15 protein-coding genes are annotated in these 18,910 nt (G+C 40.2%); 10 read left to right on the top strand and 5 right to left on the bottom strand.

All coding sequences use genetic code 11. The features are described 5' to 3' along the window. Nucleotides 1-39: 39 nt before the first annotated feature. Nucleotides 40-1,146, bottom strand: coding sequence for a tetratricopeptide repeat protein (locus C4F40_RS19170; RefSeq protein ID WP_196941032.1), 1,107 nt, complete (start codon nt 1,144-1,146; stop codon nt 40-42). Between the two features lie 155 nt (nt 1,147-1,301). Here C4F40_RS19170 and C4F40_RS19165 point away from each other — a divergent pair, with 155 nt between their 5' ends. The 7 genes from C4F40_RS19165 to rfbA all read left to right on the top strand — a co-directional run bounded on the left by C4F40_RS19165 (nt 1,302) and on the right by rfbA (nt 7,692). Then, a complete protein-coding gene (locus C4F40_RS19165) occupies nt 1,302-2,582 on the top strand; it encodes a replication-associated recombination protein A (protein ID WP_196941031.1) in 1,281 nt (426 codons plus the stop codon). Between the two features lie 85 nt (nt 2,583-2,667). Continuing rightward, nucleotides 2,668-3,186 (top strand): 3'-5' exonuclease, encoded by a 519-nt coding sequence (locus C4F40_RS19160; RefSeq protein WP_196941030.1) that lies wholly within the window; start codon nt 2,668-2,670, stop codon nt 3,184-3,186. A gap of 20 nt (nt 3,187-3,206) precedes the next feature. After that, nucleotides 3,207-4,196 carry a mannose-1-phosphate guanylyltransferase gene (locus C4F40_RS19155; protein WP_196941029.1) on the top strand — a complete coding sequence of 330 codons (990 nt, stop codon included), beginning with the start codon at nt 3,207-3,209 and terminating at the stop codon, nt 4,194-4,196. A 40-nt stretch (nt 4,197-4,236) separates the two neighbouring features. Further along, entirely contained in the window at nt 4,237-5,289 is a 1,053-nt protein-coding gene (gene rfbB / locus C4F40_RS19150) for a dTDP-glucose 4,6-dehydratase (protein ID WP_196941028.1), read from the top strand. Between the two features lie 33 nt (nt 5,290-5,322). Next, entirely contained in the window at nt 5,323-5,871 is a 549-nt protein-coding gene (gene rfbC / locus C4F40_RS19145; protein ID WP_196941027.1) for a dTDP-4-dehydrorhamnose 3,5-epimerase, read from the top strand. Between the two features lie 63 nt (nt 5,872-5,934). Continuing rightward, nucleotides 5,935-6,789, top strand: a complete 855-nt coding sequence (gene rfbD / locus C4F40_RS19140) for a dTDP-4-dehydrorhamnose reductase (RefSeq protein WP_196941026.1) — start codon at nt 5,935-5,937, stop codon at nt 6,787-6,789. Between the two features lie 21 nt (nt 6,790-6,810). After that, nucleotides 6,811-7,692 carry a glucose-1-phosphate thymidylyltransferase RfbA gene (rfbA, locus tag C4F40_RS19135; RefSeq protein WP_196941025.1) on the top strand — a complete coding sequence of 294 codons (882 nt, stop codon included), beginning with the start codon at nt 6,811-6,813 and terminating at the stop codon, nt 7,690-7,692. Between the two features lie 270 nt (nt 7,693-7,962). Here rfbA and C4F40_RS19130 read toward each other — a convergent pair whose 3' ends face one another. Together C4F40_RS19130 and C4F40_RS19125 are read right to left on the bottom strand one after the other, a co-directional pair. Further along, complete coding sequence (locus C4F40_RS19130; protein WP_196941024.1) at nt 7,963-8,550, bottom strand: hypothetical protein; 588 nt, start codon at nt 8,548-8,550, stop codon at nt 7,963-7,965. Continuing rightward, nucleotides 8,550-9,365: a metallophosphoesterase family protein gene (locus tag C4F40_RS19125; protein ID WP_196941023.1), complete on the bottom strand. Its 816-nt coding sequence runs from the start codon at nt 9,363-9,365 to the stop codon at nt 8,550-8,552. Before C4F40_RS19125 ends, C4F40_RS19130 begins: the two co-directional genes overlap by 1 nt. A gap of 284 nt (nt 9,366-9,649) precedes the next feature. Between C4F40_RS19125 and C4F40_RS19120 the strand changes: the two genes are divergently transcribed. Continuing rightward, nucleotides 9,650-12,997, top strand: a complete 3,348-nt coding sequence (locus C4F40_RS19120) for a DEAD/DEAH box helicase (protein ID WP_231390141.1) — start codon at nt 9,650-9,652, stop codon at nt 12,995-12,997. A gap of 148 nt (nt 12,998-13,145) precedes the next feature. On the opposite strand, the gene C4F40_RS19115 is transcribed toward C4F40_RS19120, so the two are convergent. Continuing rightward, nucleotides 13,146-14,246, bottom strand: coding sequence for a DUF4407 domain-containing protein (locus tag C4F40_RS19115; RefSeq protein ID WP_196941021.1), 1,101 nt, complete (start codon nt 14,244-14,246; stop codon nt 13,146-13,148). 150 nt (nt 14,247-14,396) lie between these two features. Here C4F40_RS19115 and C4F40_RS19110 point away from each other — a divergent pair, with 150 nt between their 5' ends. Together C4F40_RS19110 and C4F40_RS19105 are read left to right on the top strand one after the other, a co-directional pair. Further along, nucleotides 14,397-16,511: a M3 family metallopeptidase gene (locus tag C4F40_RS19110; protein WP_196941020.1), complete on the top strand. Its 2,115-nt coding sequence runs from the start codon at nt 14,397-14,399 to the stop codon at nt 16,509-16,511. A 110-nt stretch (nt 16,512-16,621) separates the two neighbouring features. Then, nucleotides 16,622-16,939, top strand: coding sequence for a hypothetical protein (locus C4F40_RS19105; RefSeq protein WP_196941019.1), 318 nt, complete (start codon nt 16,622-16,624; stop codon nt 16,937-16,939). Between the two features lie 215 nt (nt 16,940-17,154). Here the strand turns inward: C4F40_RS19105 and C4F40_RS19100 are convergent, their stop codons facing one another. Continuing rightward, the gene (locus C4F40_RS19100) at nt 17,155-18,852 is read right to left on the bottom strand and encodes an ABC transporter ATP-binding protein (RefSeq protein WP_390881663.1); all 1,698 of its coding nucleotides are present in this window, start codon (nt 18,850-18,852) and stop codon (nt 17,155-17,157) included. Nucleotides 18,853-18,910: the final 58 nt, after the last annotated feature.

Raw genomic sequence — 18,910 nt, 5'->3', positions numbered from 1 at the left:
TACGGTAAGATTGATTTCGCAAATTTAGTTAAAAAACAGTTATCTCAAAAAAAGCTCTGCTCTTAACGCCCAATAATGTTCCAGATTCTCTGCGGCATCATCGGTGTTGTGCTGGATCATGTTGATACGACCCAGTTTTTCGACGATGGCCAACTGCAACAACTTGTTATTCTCTTTACGGGCAAGGTTATTCGCTCTGTCTAGCTCTTTTTTGGCGACACTATAGTTTTTTTGTATGAATTTGGACGAAGCCAGCATGTACTCTATCTCGGCGAGTTCATTCGGGAATTTTTTTGTCTCGGCCAGATCACGCGCCTGTATCAAAAACCACTGTGCTTCAGTATGTTTGTTTTGCATCTGGTAAATGCTAGCCAACTCCTGCCAGGCCAGTATTTTCCCTTCGTAATGTTTACTTCTATTAAACAATGGGATGGCTTTTCGGATAATGGTGTTTTCCGCGGATTTGAAATCCTTATCCTGCGCTTGAATTTTCGCGATTTTAACCAGCGATTCGGCCTGCTCCACTATACTCTTATCCTTTACCGCTTGTTGATAATATGCTTCTTCATAATTACCAGCTTCTATAAACTTCTTAGAATAAATTAATAAGGACGAAAGGTTGGATTGAATAATTCCACGATCGTGTATGTTTTGTTGTTTATTTGCATGTTGTAGGGCGCTTTCCAATAGACTGATAGCTCGGTTAATCTGTTCTATGGATAACGACTGATTAGCATATTCGTTAAGTAATCCGTACGCAATACCGTAGTTTTCTTGTTGTATATTTCTCTCAATTACTGTGTTCCAGGTAAGTTCATCTTGCGGTAGCGGGTTGACGATTGTTTTTACCAAGCCCTCATTATTGGTCGATTTGAAATCAGACACCAGACGTTGATAAATAATAGCCTGTTGTATACTGTCTTGAAACGATAGAATTTCTGCAAATGTATCTCTGAGCATTTCTTCCTTTGTTCGGGGGGCAGGCAATACATATACTTTCGGCCCTATTCCCGCGAATGATGTATTATATTTTGTAACAAATCCAGCTGGATCGAGTACAGCTTCTTTACGCTGGGCAATTGAGGCATCTATTTGAAAAATAGACGTTAATGTAGATATAAAGATGGTGAAAAATGATCTTTGCATATGACGATTTTATCAAACTTAAGTAAAATGCTTTGTATTCACGAATACCTAATCAAAAATAGAATTCGTAATTTACAAGTGCGTGTAATATTCTTTTCGGCCCACCGAAGCCTTCCTATTTGAGTTTCGTCAAAAAATCACTTAAGTTTGTATGTATGGTTACACGAATTCCATTAGCAGAACGATTACGTCCTAAGACTCTAAGCGATTACGTAGGTCAGCAGCATATTGTAGGCAATGATGCCATCCTTCGTAATGCAATAGCGCAGCAAAATATTCCTTCCATGATACTTTGGGGACCTCCGGGAGTTGGGAAAACAAGTTTGGCTTTTCTGATTGCTAAAGAATTGGAGCGACCTTTTTTCAGTTTAAGCGCCATTAAATCGGGGGTGAAGGATGTGAGAGAAGTGATCGATAAAGCCGAGCAACTGATGAATTTCAACCAAGAGCAACCAATTCTTTTTATCGATGAGATACATCGATTTTCAAAATCCCAGCAAGATTCGCTATTGGGCGCGGTCGAAAAAGGACTGGTCACACTTATCGGTGCTACAACAGAGAACCCGTCTTTTGAAGTGATTTCAGCATTACTTTCCCGCTGTCAGGTTTATGTATTAGAAAATTTAAGTGAGAAGGATCTAATTTCGTTGATTCAGAAAGCCATTGAGGAAGATGAGTTCTTGAAAAATGACAACATAAAGATTGAAGAATTTGATGCGTTGATTCGTATATCGGGGGGAGATGCCCGACGTTTGTTGAATGTATTTGAGCTTGTTGTGAATGCTGCCGTTCCATACGGTAAGACCATTACAAATGATTTCGTATTGCAACAGGTACAACAAAATATGGCGCGCTATGATAAAACAGGCGAACAGCATTACGATATCATTTCGGCTTTTATTAAATCCATTCGGGGTTCTGATCCAAATGCTGCTGTATATTGGTTGGCACGAATGATAGAAGGTGGTGAAGATCCATCCTTTATCGCACGGCGACTGTTAATCTTGGCTTCCGAAGATATTGGCAATGCTAATCCAAATGCCCTACTGTTAGCCAATAACTGTTTTCAGGCCGTCAATGTAATAGGTTGGCCAGAATCCCGGATTGTTCTTTCGCAAACAGTTACTTACCTAGCGAGTTCGGCCAAGAGCAATGCTTCATACGACGCGATCAACAAAGCCCAGGCGCTGGTGAAGCAGACCGGGGATCTGTCTGTTCCACTACACCTCAGGAACGCGCCTACCAAATTAATGAAAGAGCTAAACTATGGCGTTGAATATAAATATGCACACGGATTTGTAGGCAATTTTGTGGACCAAGAATATATGCCCGATACGCTAACTAGTACAAAATTGTATAATCCTGGCAAAAACAGTGCTGAAGATAAGCTTCGGCAGTCGCTAAAAGAGAAATGGAAAGATAAATATGGGTATTAGCCTAAAGACAGGGGGATTAAGAACAAATCCAATATCTCAAGACTAAAATCTAATATCTAATATCAAATTGTTAACTTTGTTCAACATGGAAACATTTACCGCAATAGATTTTGAATTAGCTACCTCCGATTATGTGAGTGTGTGCTCTGTGGGGATTGTGAATGTTGTGGATGGGAAAATCGTTAATGAATTCTACAGTTTAGTACATCCTCCACAGAACAAATACATGTGGCAAACTACGCGGGTTCATGGTATTAAAGCAAAAGATACCCTGAATGCACCTACTTTCAAAGAATTATTTCCACAGTTAGAACCTTTGTTATGCAACCAAAAAATGGTTGCACATAATGAACTTTTTGACCGATCGGTGTTACAACGAACGATGAAATTTTATGGGTTGAATTACAAAACCTTAGATCTACCTGAAAAATGGGATTGCACCAGCAATATTTACAGATCAAAGGGTTTCTTAAAAACAAAATTAAGTATGTGTTGTCAGGTAATGGGCATTCCATTAGACCATCATGATGCGCTATCCGATGCTCGTGCAAGTGCGTTATTATATCTCCATCAAGATAGAGCAGCTGATTCTTTAATCATTTAGATATCTATGAAAATAAATATATGGCATCTGTTGTTAATGTAATATTGTCTGGAGGCGTGGGATCGCGTCTATGGCCTTTGTCTCGTAAGTCAAAGCCCAAACAATATATTCCTTTGTTTGAAGGGCGATCCCTGTTTGAATTAACGGTAGACCGAAATCAGGCGGTCACAGATAAGACCCTCATGGTAGGTGGAATCAAAAATGTAGACTTAGCTAGGGAATTCCTCCCCACAGCGACGAGTCATACAATAGTCGAGGCAGCACCTCGTAACACCGCTGCGGCGATTGCTTTTGCGGCACTGGCATGCGATCCAGATGACATCCTGATCGTTACACCATCGGATCATTTGATCGAAAATCAGGAAGCGTATGAAAATATTATGCGTCAAGGTGTAAAATATGCAGAAGACGGGTTTTTAGTGACCTTCGGGATCCAACCTACACGTCCAGAGACTGGATATGGTTATATCGAATATCAAGGAAATGACGTGCTTTCATTTCGGGAAAAACCCAATGAAGATACTGCAAAGGAATTTTTGAAAAAAGGGAACTTCTTATGGAATTCGGGGATATTTTGTTTTAAGGCGTCCATTTATCTTGAAGAATTGTTCCGTTTTGAACCTAAAGTATTCCGGGCGTCTAAGGAAGTATATGAGTCCGCACAAGAAGGCGTGTTCTCAGCAGATCTTTCAGCTAAGATACCCTCAAAAAGTATTGATTATGCTGTAATGGAACGTAGTGAACGTATTAAGGTCATCCCTTCCAATTTTATTTGGTCTGATATGGGATCGTTTGACTCCTTGTACGATTACCTCAAAGTAAAAGGACACCAAGTCGACGGTAGTGGCAACATGGTCATTGGCACCGAAAAATATGTTTCTTTTTTAGGGGTAGACAACACTATTCTTGTCCATACGGATGATGCCATATTGGTTGTGGATAAACGCTCGTCACAGGATGTTAAGCACTTGTATGAAGAATTGGAACACCATAATTCGCCGTTGCTGTAGTATGCAACAGATTGCCACCGGCGAAGATTAAATGAAGTAAATGAATAAAACCATTTTAATTACAGGAGGCGCCGGTTTTATCGGCTCCCATGTTGTGCGTGAATTTGTAAAGAAATATCCTACATACCGAGTTGTTAACCTCGATGCGTTGACCTACGCCGGAAATCTTGAGAACCTTAAAGATATTCAGGATTATCCTAACTATACTTTTGTCAAGGCAGATATCGCTAACGTCGAAGCCGTAAATCAGATCTTTACTACATTCAAACCCGATGGTGTCATTCATTTGGCGGCAGAATCCCACGTCGACCGGTCTATTGTTAATCCTTCCGCTTTTGTCATGACCAATGTAGTCGGAACGGTCAATCTGCTGAATGCCGCAAAAGAACTTTGGAGAGGTAGGGAAAAAGATAAACGTTTTCATCATGTGTCTACGGATGAGGTGTATGGAGCATTGGGCAATATTGGTCTTTTTACGGAGGATACTAAATACGATCCCCATTCTCCCTACTCTGCTTCAAAGGCAGCATCTGACCATTTTGTACGTGCCTATTATGATACTTATGGTTTACCTGTTGTTTTGACCAACTGTTCAAATAATTATGGCCCTAATCACTTTCCCGAAAAACTGATCCCGCTATGTATTCACAATATATTAAATAATAAGGCGTTGCCCATATATGGCGACGGTAAATATACTCGGGACTGGCTTTTTGTAATAGATCATGCTAAGGCGATTGACCTGGTATTTCACAAAGGTAAGGAAGGCGATTCTTATAACATCGGAGGCTTTAACGAGTGGCAAAATATCGACCTTGTAAATGAACTTTGCAAACAGCTGGATGAGAAACTAAATCGTCCGGTAGGTACAGCCAATCGATTGATTACTTTTGTAAAAGACCGTCCGGGGCACGATCTTCGGTACGCGATAGATGCTACGAAGATTAATCAAGAACTGGGTTACAAACCTTCCGTAACTTTCGAAGAAGGCTTAAGCATTACAATAGATTGGTTTCTGAATAATAAAGAATGGTTAAACAACGTAACATCTGGAGCTTACCAGAAGTATTACGAAGAGCAGTATCGCGCATGAGGAACGTTCTCAACCTTTTTAACTCGATCATAAATGAAAATTACGAATACAAATCTAAATGGTTGTTATATCCTCGAACCTACAAAATATACCGACAGCAGGGGATACTTCTTTGAAAGTTTCAATGCGCGTACATTTAATGAATTGACGGGTACAGAAACTCAATTTGTACAAGATAACCAGTCTTACTCCACCAAAGGCGTATTGCGCGGGTTGCATTCGCAAGCTGGAGAACACGCCCAAGCTAAGTTGGTACGCGTACTAAGTGGCGAAGTGTTGGATATTGTGGTAGATGCGCGCCCGCGATCATCAACTTTCGGACAACACTATGCTGTTAAGCTATCCGGAGAGAATAATTTGCAACTATTTGTCCCACGCGGACTTCTACACGGATTTGTGGCGCTGTCCGATACCGTCGAATTCTTTTATAAATGTGACAATTTTTACAACAGCACATCGGAGCACGGCGTCAAATATAATGATCCCACTTTAGGGATAGATTGGATATTGCCACATGAAGAATTAACGATATCTGATAAGGATAAAGCTTTACCGAGTTTTAAAGAAGTGTTTGGAGAATAAGGTAAAGGTGATATACTTTATCCTTTTTTAACTTTGTCAACTATAGAGGTGAACAACGAAGGAATGAGAATATTAATTACAGGCTCCAATGGACAGTTGGGCTCGGAACTACAAGACATATTAAAGGACAATACGAACTACGAATGTTATTTTCTAAATCGTAAACAATTGCCTTTGGATCAGACCGCGATTATCCAGGATATCCTGGGTACTTATCAACCCAATGTGATTATACACACTGCAGCCTATACTGCTGTGGATAAAGCGGAGGCAGAGCAAGAGTTAGCAAATAAGATTAACTATCTCGCCACAGAAGAGATAGCGCAATATTGTCGATTGAATGAAACGAAACTCCTCGCCATCTCTACGGATTATGTGTTTGATGGAAATTCTTCTGTAGCACTACGAGAAGACGCCACCGTAGATCCTCTCAATGTATATGGACTGACAAAATGGAAAGGAGAGCAGGCTATTCTCAAATGGTATCCCGAAGCGATAATTATTCGTACGTCTTGGGTTTATTCCACATACGGCACAAATTTTGTAAAAACGATGTTGCGGTTGATGTCCGAACAAGAAGGAATTTCCGTGATCAATGATCAGATTGGTTCCCCCACCTACGCTTATGATTTGGCGCAGATCATTGTTTACATTATTGATTCCGGCAAGTGGATAGCTGGAATTTATCATTATTCCAATGAAGGACAAATTTCATGGTATGATTTTGCAGTTGCCATCCGGGATATACAAAGACTAAACTGCCAGATTGATGCCATTTCCACTTCCGCTTATCCTACTGCGGCTAAAAGGCCAGCATACTCACTTTTGGACAAATCAAAAATTAAAAATACATTTGGAATAGAAATTTCGGATTGGAGATCGTCACTTGAAAGAATGTTAATAAAGTTGAAGAGTTAAGAAGGTTATAACAGAAAAATAATGAAAGGAATAATATTAGCAGGGGGGGCGGGGACACGTTTACATCCGCTCACATTGGTCATAAGTAAGCAGCTACTGCCGGTTTACGATAAACCAATGATTTATTATCCCCTTTCTATTCTCATGTTGGCCGGTATCCGGGAAATATTGATTATTTCTACGCCTCAGGATCTACCTAATTTTCAGCGCCTTTTAGGAAACGGATCGTTATACGGCATAACATTACAATATGCCGAGCAGCCTAACCCTGAAGGGCTAGCACAAGCATTTATCATCGGGAAAGATTTCATAGGTAGTGATGACGTTTGTTTGATACTCGGCGACAATATATTTTATGGAGCAGGGCTACAAAATCTTTTACAAGCCGCACAAGAAACAGTTTCCAAAAGCAGGGAAGCTGTAATTTTTGGATATTATGTAGAAGACCCTGAACGCTACGGTGTGGCGGAATTTGATGATAGCGGACAAGTACTCAGTATTGAAGAAAAGCCCATTAAGCCCAAGTCCCATTACGCAGTAGTTGGCTTGTACTTCTATCCCAACGAAGTAGTACAGATCGCTGCGAACGTGCGACCATCTGCAAGAGGAGAACTTGAAATAACTACCGTCAATCAGACCTTCCTATCGCAGGAGAAATTGCAGGTGCAATTATTGGGACGTGGATTTGCCTGGTTGGATACCGGTACACACGAATCTCTGTCCGAAGCTACGGAATTTGTTAAAACGATTGAAAAACGAACTTCCCTTAAGGTCGCATGCCTGGAGGAAATCGCACTCTTTAAGAAGTGGATATATAAAGATGAGGTATTGCAGCGATTGTCCGAAGTGAAGGGCAGCTATTATGACTATATACGGCGATTGGCCACGGAACAGGATAAATAAGCCAAAACGGATAATATAGATACTTTCTGAAAAAAAGAAAGGTTTTCAAACGGGGAGAATGAAAACCTTTACTAACCAATTATAAACCTAAATTATGATGACACAAATATAAGGTGGTTTTTTTTAAGGACAAAACAAAAAGCCAAAATAAATGTATATTTAACATTTGTTTAACATTAACTACTTTTCGGAAGCGACAACGCTTTTTTAAGTATATTAGTTGTCGAATCAAGTAGGGGAAGGCAAGATGGATGCTCCGGAAAATAATACCTAAGGCTTTAAATAGAATGCCAATCCGATACCTGCACTTACAATATGGTTAAACTGTACCGATCTGAAATTTTTAATAAAATGGATCAAATATTTGTCCGTCGTACCCACCTCATAATAAAGCCCCCAATTTTTATAGCGCGCCTCACCTCCTAAAAAGCCGCCGATGTTTAATCCCGGACGGATCAGATAATAATTCGGCTCATAGTAATCCGGCAGGGTGAAGAAAAAATCCTCATTTAATGCATAATTAATCCACAAACCCATCTGGAGCCACTCCACTTGAATCCCTTCACTGTATTCTCGATGCAGGGTACTATATTTACCTTTAACGGTCAGGGAGTGGATAGGTTCCGTGCCAGAGTATTTACGAGGTACAAATCCATATAACAGATCACCTTTCCAACGTTTGTTGGGCGATTCATAACCAATACCTGTCGAAAACATACCAATATTTCCAGCGTATTGAAGCTTGATGCTGTGGGGCATGATCTTGTAGGGTAGATTATGCTTTCGAAGCGTATCCTGACCAAGAGAAGCCTGTGCGAGTGCGGTGAATAGAAGGAGTAATAAAATGTTTACTTTCATTAGTAGTAGATAGGATTGATAGAAACAGATTGGTGCTGAACGGTTATTTCGATGAACGAACGTTTTTCCAGAGAAGGGGCGACGAGATACTGCATGCCGTCATTATAGGGTTCGTCATAGAAAAAGACATGAGTATGCCCATGAATAGAAAGGCGTGCTTTATCTGTAGAAGCGAGCATCTTGGTAAACGAATCCACTTTATTGGGGTCGAAATCGGTAGACATGGGAGCTACATGTGAAAGGAAGAAGATGTTATCCGTCTGCTCTGCGTCAGTATTTTGGAGCTGTTGGGTGATCCACTCCTCGTTGGGTAGCGTACCATCGAATCCTCGTTCCCTTGAATTAGAATTAAAGACAATAAATGTGTTCTTTGCATACCGAAATGTGAAGTTGTCGGGTCCGAAATATTGTCTATATATTTCCGATCCATTACCAAGCATATCATGATTGCCGATAGTAGCGATAGTAGGGAATTTTAGTTTTTTAATGTCGTTGTAGTAGTCATTATATTCATAGTTTGCACCAAAGTCCGTAATATCACCACCATGCAGTACAAAGGCAATTTCATCATTTTGATAATGCTTGTTAGCATATTTTACAAAATCTTTGAGCTCACCCAAGGCAATCTGGGTATCCGAGATGACCAAAAAAGTGAAGGTGCTTTTCTGTGGAAGGGAGTTGATTTTATCAATGGCCTTTGAGTTTAGATCGCGAGCCAAAGGTCTAACTTCCAATAGCGAGTATTGGAAGGCTTTTTTACAACCTGTTAGCAGCATTAGTAGTCCTACACCAAAGAGAAGTACACTGTTTTTCATTGTCTATATCGTATTAACATGATGAACACCTAGCTATCACACTTAGGCATCCCGACCATTATGAACGCTTCTAGGGTATCTATGTACCATAAAAACAAACAATCCCGGCATTTGCTTTCGCGAGGTAAAATTATAATTTAATATTTTAACTTTTTAGGTGAAAAAGTCAGGATAGTTTCATGTTTGCAAATAGTAGAAAAATCAATATTTTAGCGAACTTGCGGTTGCTCGCATGTGGGAATGTATCTTGCGTGCGAATTTTAGGATAAGAAGAGATGCCAGGCATGCGTGAATCGTTACACGAATACATATTACACGATACGGATATACACAAACTATCTTACACTGGCCTATTGAAACACGTTCAATCGGTCGTTTCGTTAGATACGCGGGATTTCGGATCCATTTATCCGCTCGCACTTGAAATCAATGCAGGTGTTTTTTCCAAGACAACCTCTGCAGTAGTATTTCCAAAAGTAGCAGTAAGTCAGGTAGGTACGTCGTTGGTGACCTCCTGCTCCTGTGATTACCCAAATAGTTTTTTTCTTTGCCCACACCAAGCCGAAATTATTTTATGCATTTTAGCACAGAAACATTTTCGCCTCTTTTTCGACCGTATTCTCCGTCGACAGACCTTACTACCTGTTGCTAAAGGATACGGGCTGGAAAATGAAACTGACTTGGATGTTTATTTTGAGTTTATATATCAAGGTGGGCTAGTGGATATAGAGCCCAAGTTAAAACAACTGCTGAAACATGATACAACCGTATTTACGCAACAACTTTTACCGCGACGTAGATCCAAGGTAGTAGCGCTTGCCCTTCGGGATACCGGGAAAAAACAGATCCTTGTAATCAGCAAACATCGATTTTATCATCATCTGAGCATTCAGGTAATGGAAGGCGAAGAAACCCGATCGGGCAAGGTCAAAAATCCGCTGACACTTGTCGATGCCAAGCAGCTAATATGGAAATCCCAAGATATACTACACGTTAAATTTTATAGTGCGGTTAGTGCTTTCCAATATAATTATACAACGGAAATTGATGAGGCTGGATACGACGCACTAAAAATCATTGTACAGAATCCACTGGGGCTGGATACGTATTACCACGATAAAAGCATATCGGAAAAAGTAACCGCAAAATCCATTGTACCTATCGAAATCGACATGCTGCAAGCTGAAATAGAATTGCATGTCTTTAAAAAGGAACCGTTTTACGAAATTACTGGACACCTAATATTTAATGATGCTACAGTACCTTTCAAAAATGTGATCATTCGAAATGAGTACTTTGTCGTACAAGATAATAGAATGAGTTTGATAGGTGACCCCGATCAACTTCGGGTGATTAAGTTCTTTAAGCGTAATAATGAGGAATTATTGGTACATTCTTCTAAATATGACGAATTTCTCCAGACCGTTCTCTCCGCCTTGGGACAGCGTATCCGGATCAACTACAGTTACATTAGAGCAGCTACAGCTGTTGAATTAACGGAGAAAAGTTATCAAAGAGAGCAAGTTGTCTATTTGCATCAAGAAGGCAGTTATATTTCTATCACGCCCGTTATGCGGTATGGTATAATCGAAGTGCCTGTTTATTCGCGACAGCAGTTGTTTGACAGCGACCAGAATGGGAATCCGTTTCAGGTGCAGCGCGATCAGGCAGCCGAATTGCAACTTACAATCTTGATCATGCAACAGCACGCTGATTTTAAAGAGCAGCTGCAGGAACACGAGTATTTTTACCTGCATAAAGATATCTTCTTGAATGACGGTTGGTTTTTGGATGCCTTTGAAACATGGAGGCGGAGTAGGGTGACTATCTTAGGATTCAATGATCTTAAAATCACCGCTTTGAATTCTCATAAAGCCAGGGTGCATATAGAAGTCATCAGCGGCGTAGATTGGTTCAATGTCCATTTAAAGGTAAGCTTTGGTAAACAACGGGCGTCTTTAAAACAATTGCATAAGGCGATTAGGCACAAGCGCAAATTTGTACAATTGGACGATGGAACACAGGGCCTGTTGCCCGAGGAATGGATGCAGAGAATTTCGTACTATTTTCAAGCAGGAAATATAGATAGGGAGCTGATCAATATCCCGAAAGTCAATTTTACGGCGATTGCTGATTTGTTTGAGAAAGAAATGCTGAGCGAAGAGGTTCAGACCGAATTAGCGGATTATACGCAGCATTTTCTAGAAGGAGCCCCACTTGTGGAGGTACCCGTTCCTGCCGATCTGCAGGCGACTTTGAGAAACTACCAGCGGGAAGGCCTGAATTGGTTGAGTCTGCTTGATCAGTTTAACTTTGGTGGTTGTTTGGCAGACGATATGGGGTTGGGAAAGACAATACAGGTTATTGCTTTCATCCTTTCACAGCGCGATAAGCTCACCCATAATACCAATCTCATCATTGTGCCTACCTCGCTGCTTTCCAACTGGCAGGAAGAGGTTGCAAAATTTGCCCCTTCGTTAAAAGTAAGCGTGCATTATGGTCCGGATAGAAATAGAGACAAGGGAATGCACGAATATGAGATGATACTGACTACTTATGGTATGCTGCTTTCGGATATCCGTTTTTTAAAGGAATTTCGGTTCAACTACATTTTTCTCGATGAGTCGCAAGCTATCAAAAATCCGGATTCCGAGCGCTATAAAGCGGCATGTTTGCTACAATCCAGAAACAGAATAGTACTTACCGGCACACCGATTGAAAACAATACCTTTGATATGTTTGGACAACTTTCCTTTGCCTGTCCGGGCTTGTTGGGGAGCAAATCTTATTTCAGAGACGTTTATGCTTTTCCTATCGACAAGTTTCAACATAAGGAGAGGGCGCTCGAATTGCAGAAGAAGATCCAACCTTTTGTGTTGCGTCGTACGAAAAAACAGGTTGCCAAAGAATTACCTGAAAAGACCGAAATGGTGATCTTTTGTGAAATGAATTCAATACAACGGGAAATATACGATAGATATGAACAGGAGCTGCGGGAGTATGTATGTGCCGCGGACGACGCCGAAATTAATGAAAACGGGATGCACATGCTAACTGGGCTTACCCGTTTGCGGCAGATCTGTAATTCTCCGGTATTGCTGAAAAAGGGATATTCCGGTGCCAACTCCGCTAAAATTGAGGTTCTGATGGAACAGATTACCAGTAAATGCGGTGAACATAAAATCCTGGTGTTTTCCCAGTTTGTAGAGATGTTGGATCTCATGCGGACAGAACTGGAAAATAGCAGCATTCCTTTTGAATACCTGACCGGGCAGACCAAAGATAGAGGAGCAAAGGTCAATAATTTTCAGACCAATGAAGATATACGGGTGTTCTTAATAAGCTTAAAAGCAGGAGGTACAGGACTCAATCTCACTGAGGCAGATTATGTTTATCTAATAGACCCCTGGTGGAATCCTGCTGTTGAGAATCAGGCTATAGATCGCAGTTATCGGATTGGACAAACAAAGAATGTAATTGCCGTGCGGTTGATTTGTCCCGATACGATCGAAGAAAAAATTAGGCATCTTCAACAACGCAAAAGCAAACTCGCTCAAGATCTGGTAAAAGCAGACGACGCATTCACGTTGAGTAATTTATCCAAAAATGATTTGCTGGAATTGTTGAGATAATGTGTTGCTGGGTGTACTTAAAGTTAAAAAGTTGTTAAAATGACATGACCATTGTAACAAATTGCGGCAAACTTACGTTATTTGTAATAGGTTAATAATTGGTTTGAAAGATTCTGTCGCTCCCCGCTTCAGGATCTTTCTTTTTTAGTCATTTCGACGCCTCATGCTCATCGCTCAACCTCTCCATACGGCGTTGTATCGCTACGTCGGTACGATGCCCATTTAATTTGTCTAATGCTTGCTTTTCAATATCAATATTGGTGTCGGATTCGTAATTGTTAATGATTTTTTGACTCAGTATTGCGTTGTCATATGTATCCCGTCCGCTCATTAGCTTTACAAAAACAGGCAAACATTCAAAAAATATAAAAAGAAGAGCAATGAAAATGACGGCATATTCAGTGGATTCATTTATCGTGCCATCTGGATTTTTATGAAGATTGCTCAAAGCCGCGTTTCGGTCAGCAAATCCAGCGATATTTATTACGCTATCCAACCCCTTGTCCGACAATATCTTTTGGTCCATCAGACCTTCATGTGTTTTTCTATCCAATAATTGAGATTCCTTGGTCTGAATGCGCGAGCCTAAGGTGTCCAAATAAATTTCTTGTTTTTTTAGATTTTCTTCCTTCATCTTTGCATACGGCCCATAGCCTAGTACGCCGGAAGTTTCTTCTGTCTTCGTTCCGAAAATTTCGTGATTTAGCTGTTGCCGTGAAGTTTTAATAGTACTTTCTAGCGAATCGGCCTGTTTTTTTAAAGTGGTAAGCTGGCTATATTCTACTTGGTATTTATTTTCAAATGTGCTATTCAGCGTATCAATAGTGGCGCGCTGCTGTTTGAGGTATTCCACCCGAAGATGCTCTTTGATTTCTTTGTCAAAAATCTTTAGTTCAAGTGGACGCGAGATAACCAATCCGATAATTATCGCCAATACAATACGTGGCAGTGCCTGTAAAAATTGTTTGCCACTAGACTGTGTTTTGTCGATGCTCAATACGATGTATCTGTCTAGATTGAAAATGGCTAGTCCCCAAATCAAACCAAATAGGATAGCATAAAATAATGCATTGGGACTTCCACTGAATACAAAATATAAAGCATATCCTCCAGCAACACTTGCAAAAAGGCCGGTAAAAAAAATTGTTGCGCCGATACTTACATATTTGCTATGCTCTTCAGGGTAGCGTACTAGTGTTTTTTCGTGAACACCGGCACACCACCAAAAAAAATGTTTTATTGAGCCCATTTTGAAAATTTATTATATGACGCTTTTTGCAGTTAAAAGTAACAACAAAAACGGAATAAATTTTAAAAATATGCTGGAGCAAAAGGATTGCTCAAATAATCCTTACCTTTGCAAGAAATTTTAGTAGTGCAAACAAATAATAAATCCGAAATGAATAAAAAAAGTTTCTTACCGTTTCTGGTAATCGCTTCAATATTTGTTGGTTGTAACAATGAACAAGAGTCACAGCAATCAGATAATCCGTTATTGGTTGATAATGAGACACCTTTTGATGTTCCTGCGTTTGACCAGATTAAAGATGAACATTTTCGACCTGCTTTTGTGGAAGCTTTACAGCGACATAATCTAGAAATAGACGAGATTGTCAATAATGAAGGCCAACCCAGTTTTACCAACACTATTGTAGCCTTGGAGAATGCTGGGGCACTACTTAGCAATGTATCTACAGTTTTCTTTAACCTGAATTCAGCAAACACAAACGATACGATCCAAGCGATTGCTAAGGATTTGGCTCCTGTGCTTTCGGCGCATAGTGATGAAATTAAGCTTAATCCAAGGCTTTTCGCACGGATAAAAGAAGTCTACGATAAAAAGGAAAGTTTGGGTGTAGACGCTGAGGATATTAAATTGCTAGAAGAAACGTATAAAGGCTTTGTGCGTTCGGGCGCAAATTTATCCGATGCGGATAAGGAAAAGCTTAAGAAGATCAATGCTGATCTTTCGGTTTTGACAACGCAATTTGGACAAAACCTATTGGCCGAGACCAACGCGTATGAGTTGGTCGTGGATAAAAAGGAAGATCTAGCGGGTTTACCTGAGGGATTAATCTCGGCGGCGGCAGATGTGGCCAAAATAAAGGGCAAAGAAGGGAAATGGGTGTTCACGCTTTCGAATCCTTCTGTTATGCCGTTTTTGCAATATGCGGATAACCGCGACCTACGTAAACAAATCTGGGAAGCCTACCAGGTGCGAGGTAACAACGGAAATATGAACGACAATAAAAAAGCGTTGGTAGAGATTGCAAACCTGCGATTGGAAAAAGCGAAATTACTCGGATATCCGTCGCATGCAGCTTACGTATTGGAAGAATCGATGGCATCAGATCCAAAAAATGTATATGAATTACTGAACAAACTGTGGGCTCCTGCTTTGGCGAAGGCTAAGATCGAAGCCGAAGATATTCAAAAGGAGATCGAAGTCGCTAAAGATACATTCGAGGTTGCGCCGTACGACTGGAGATATTATGCCGAAAAAATCAGGGTTAAACGTTTCGCGTTGAATGAAGCAGAGATCAAGCCATATTTTAGCCTTGCAACAGTACGCGAAGGCGCATTTGTAACCGCTAGCAAGTTATGGGGCTTATCGTTCGTTGCACTAAACAACGTGCCTGTCTACCATCCGGAGGTAGAAGTCTACGAAGTAAAAGATAAAGACGGATCGCACCTTGGACTGCTATTTGCAGATTTTTTTCCACGCGAATCAAAACGTGGGGGTGCTTGGATGACTTCTTATCGTAAGCAGTATAAAGAAGCGGGACAGCGTGTAGCACCCGTAATTTCTATTGTGTGCAATTTTACAAAACCAGTGGGAGACCAACCGGCACTATTAACATTTGACGAGGCAAGTACGCTATTTCACGAATTTGGCCATGCGTTACATGGTTTATTGTCCAATGTTAAATATAAGTCGCTTTCTGGAACATCGGTGCCGCGTGATTTTGTAGAATTACCTTCACAAATCATGGAAAATTGGGCCGCTGATGCAGAAGTACTAAAAACATATGCAAAACATTATCAAACAGGTGAAGCAATCCCAGATTCATTAATCGCAAAAATGGACAAAGCCGGTACGTTTGACCAAGGATTTGCAACAGTAGAGTATTTGTCTGCCTCTCTGTTGGATATGAATTATCACGCCGCTACCATTCCGATTACTGCGGAAGTAAATGCTTTTGAAAAAGAAGCTATGGCAAAAATTGGCTTAATAGATGCGATCATTCCGCGCTATAGAAGTTCATATTTCCAACACATTTTCTCAGGAGGATATTCTGCAGGCTATTACAGCTATATTTGGTCTGAAGTACTGGATTCTGATGCATTTGCAGCGTTTAAGGAAAAAGGGCTGTACGATCAAGGCACTGCAGCCTCATTCCGTAAAAATATTTTGGAGAGAGGGGGAACGGGGAATCCGGCAGAGATGTACCACACGTTTCGTGGGACAGATCCAAACCCGATTCATTTGATGAAGAAGCGTGGACTAAATTAAAGTATTATCCCAAACACAAAAAAGGCAAACTGAAAAGTTTGCCTTTTTTGTGTAATAAAATTTGCATCTTAAATAATCTTATTTATATTTGATCTAAATAAGATTAGTATATGTGTCAATCCATTATTTTAAGTTCCAAAGGAAATACAACAATAAGTTATTGTAGTCGATGTCAAAGTCATTATATATGGCAGAATTCTTTCCTGCTGACTTTTAATGTCAATCAGTATACTAGTTTCTTAGGTGAGATAAGAAGTAAAATAGGGTCGGAAGAATTTGTCAGATTTCCAGATGGCGACTCTCGGTTACTGCTCACTACCCCGGTATATGAAATTTTATTTACGTTCACAGAAGACGAATGGGCTGATTTCACAGGATCACTAAATGAAGCCTATTATATGCGTGAAATTTATCAATTGATAAATTAACAATATTAAGTCCTAGCGGCTTGTGCGTTTTCCCAATGCAACGAGCCGGCTAGGCACTATTTTCTAGTTTGTTGTATCTCTTCTCAATGACAACTCCCTCAATGGATTTCCCTGCGAGGGATTGTTTTTGTTATTTGTCGGAAATAAGTTTCTACCCAAGACACGAGATATTGAGGAGAGATGGGAGCTAACGCATAAACTATTCTAATGTACGATTAAATCCCAATTGAATTAAACTGCAGATCATACAGTTTTTTATAATGTCCGCCTAGCGCAAGAAGCTCCTGATGTGACCCCATTTCTTTAATTTCGCCCTTATCGAGTACGATTATTTTATCTGCCTTTTGAATGGTAGATAACCGATGGGCAATGACAATAGCAGTTCTTCCTTCCATTAAATTATCTATAGCGGACTGAATTAGTTGTTCGGTCTCCGTATCAATAGAAGAGGTAGCCTCATCGAGAATTAATATTTTAGGATCATGTACGAGTGCACGAATAAAGGATACTAGCTGGGCTTGTCCTGCGGAAAGCGTTGCTCCACGTTCCTGTACTTCATAGTTGAAATCATTTGGAAGGCGCATAATAAAATCGTAGGCACCGACTTTTTTCGCGGCATCTACGACATCCTTTTTTTGAATAGCGGGATCACGTAATGTAATATTATTCAAAACTGTATCCGAGAACAGAAATACATCTTGCAATACAGTAGCGATGGTTTTGCGTAAAAAGTTTAAATCGTATGCGCGAATATCTACACCATCTAAAAGTATTTCTCCTTTTTGGATTTCATAAAAACGGCTTAAAATATTGATGGTAGAGGATTTACCTGCTCCTGTAGCACCTACAAGTGCCAGCGTCTCTCCGGCGTGTACTTTAAAGTTAATGTTTTTTAATATCCATTTTTCATCGTTATAGGCAAACCAAACGTTTCTAAATTCAATCTCACCACGGATATGATCGGGCTTGTACGTTCCCTCATTGGGAGTAGACTCATCGGTATCCAATACTTCAAATATCCGCTTTGCAGAGACCATTCCCATTTGAAGCGTGTTAAATTTATCAATGAGCTCACGGATAGGCCTGAAAATCATATTGATGTACATCAGAAAGGCCACTACGACCCCGGGTGATATGACATCGCCCAAGATTTGTTTCGATCCATACCATACCAGTAGGCCCGTTGCTATTGCAATAATAATCTCTAAAACTGGAAAGAATATTGAGAAGTACCAGTTAGCGCGAATATGCGCATCTCGATGCTCTTTGTTGATGTCCCTAAATTTTCGGATTTCCTGTTCTTCTCTCGCAAAATATTGAATTATACTCATTCCTGAAATATGCTCCTGTAGAAATGTGTTGAGGTTCGAAACCCAAAGCCTTACAGATTGAAAAGCAGATTTCATAGCTTCTTTGAAGATGTAGGTTGCCCCGATCATCAATGGCATAGGGATTAATACAATTAAAGTGAGACGCCAATCGGTATAAAACATGACTCCGAGGATTACGACTAATTGGAGTAAATCCCCTATAATTTGGATTAATCCTTCGGAAAAAATATTTGATATCGTTTCTAAATCGGAAATCGTCCGTGTGATCAACCTTCCAATAGGTGTATTATCAAAGTATTTTAATCTAAGTTTGGTAATGTGATTAAATACCTGAATCCGGATATCCCGAATGACCGATTGTCCTAATGTATTGGTCATTAGTGTATGAAAATAACGTATGACTGTCTGTGCGATGAGTAAAAGCATCATGACGATCAGCATCGCGGTTAAACCTGTGTAGTTGGCGGACAAAATATAACGATCCAGCGTATGTTCTATCAGGAGGGGAAGAGCGGGTGCAACAGCAGCCAGTAGTACGGTCAATATAACGGATATCCAAAATATACGACGATATGGCTGCATATATTTCGTTAACCGACTGATCAATCTGCCGTCGTACGCTTTTCCTACTATCTTATTT

This window comes from Sphingobacterium pedocola, from assembly GCF_015209965.1.
Classification (GTDB): domain Bacteria; phylum Bacteroidota; class Bacteroidia; order Sphingobacteriales; family Sphingobacteriaceae; genus Sphingobacterium; species Sphingobacterium pedocola.
The sequence above is the reverse complement of the archived record's forward strand: the minus strand, read 5'-3'. Positions and strand labels throughout refer to the sequence as shown.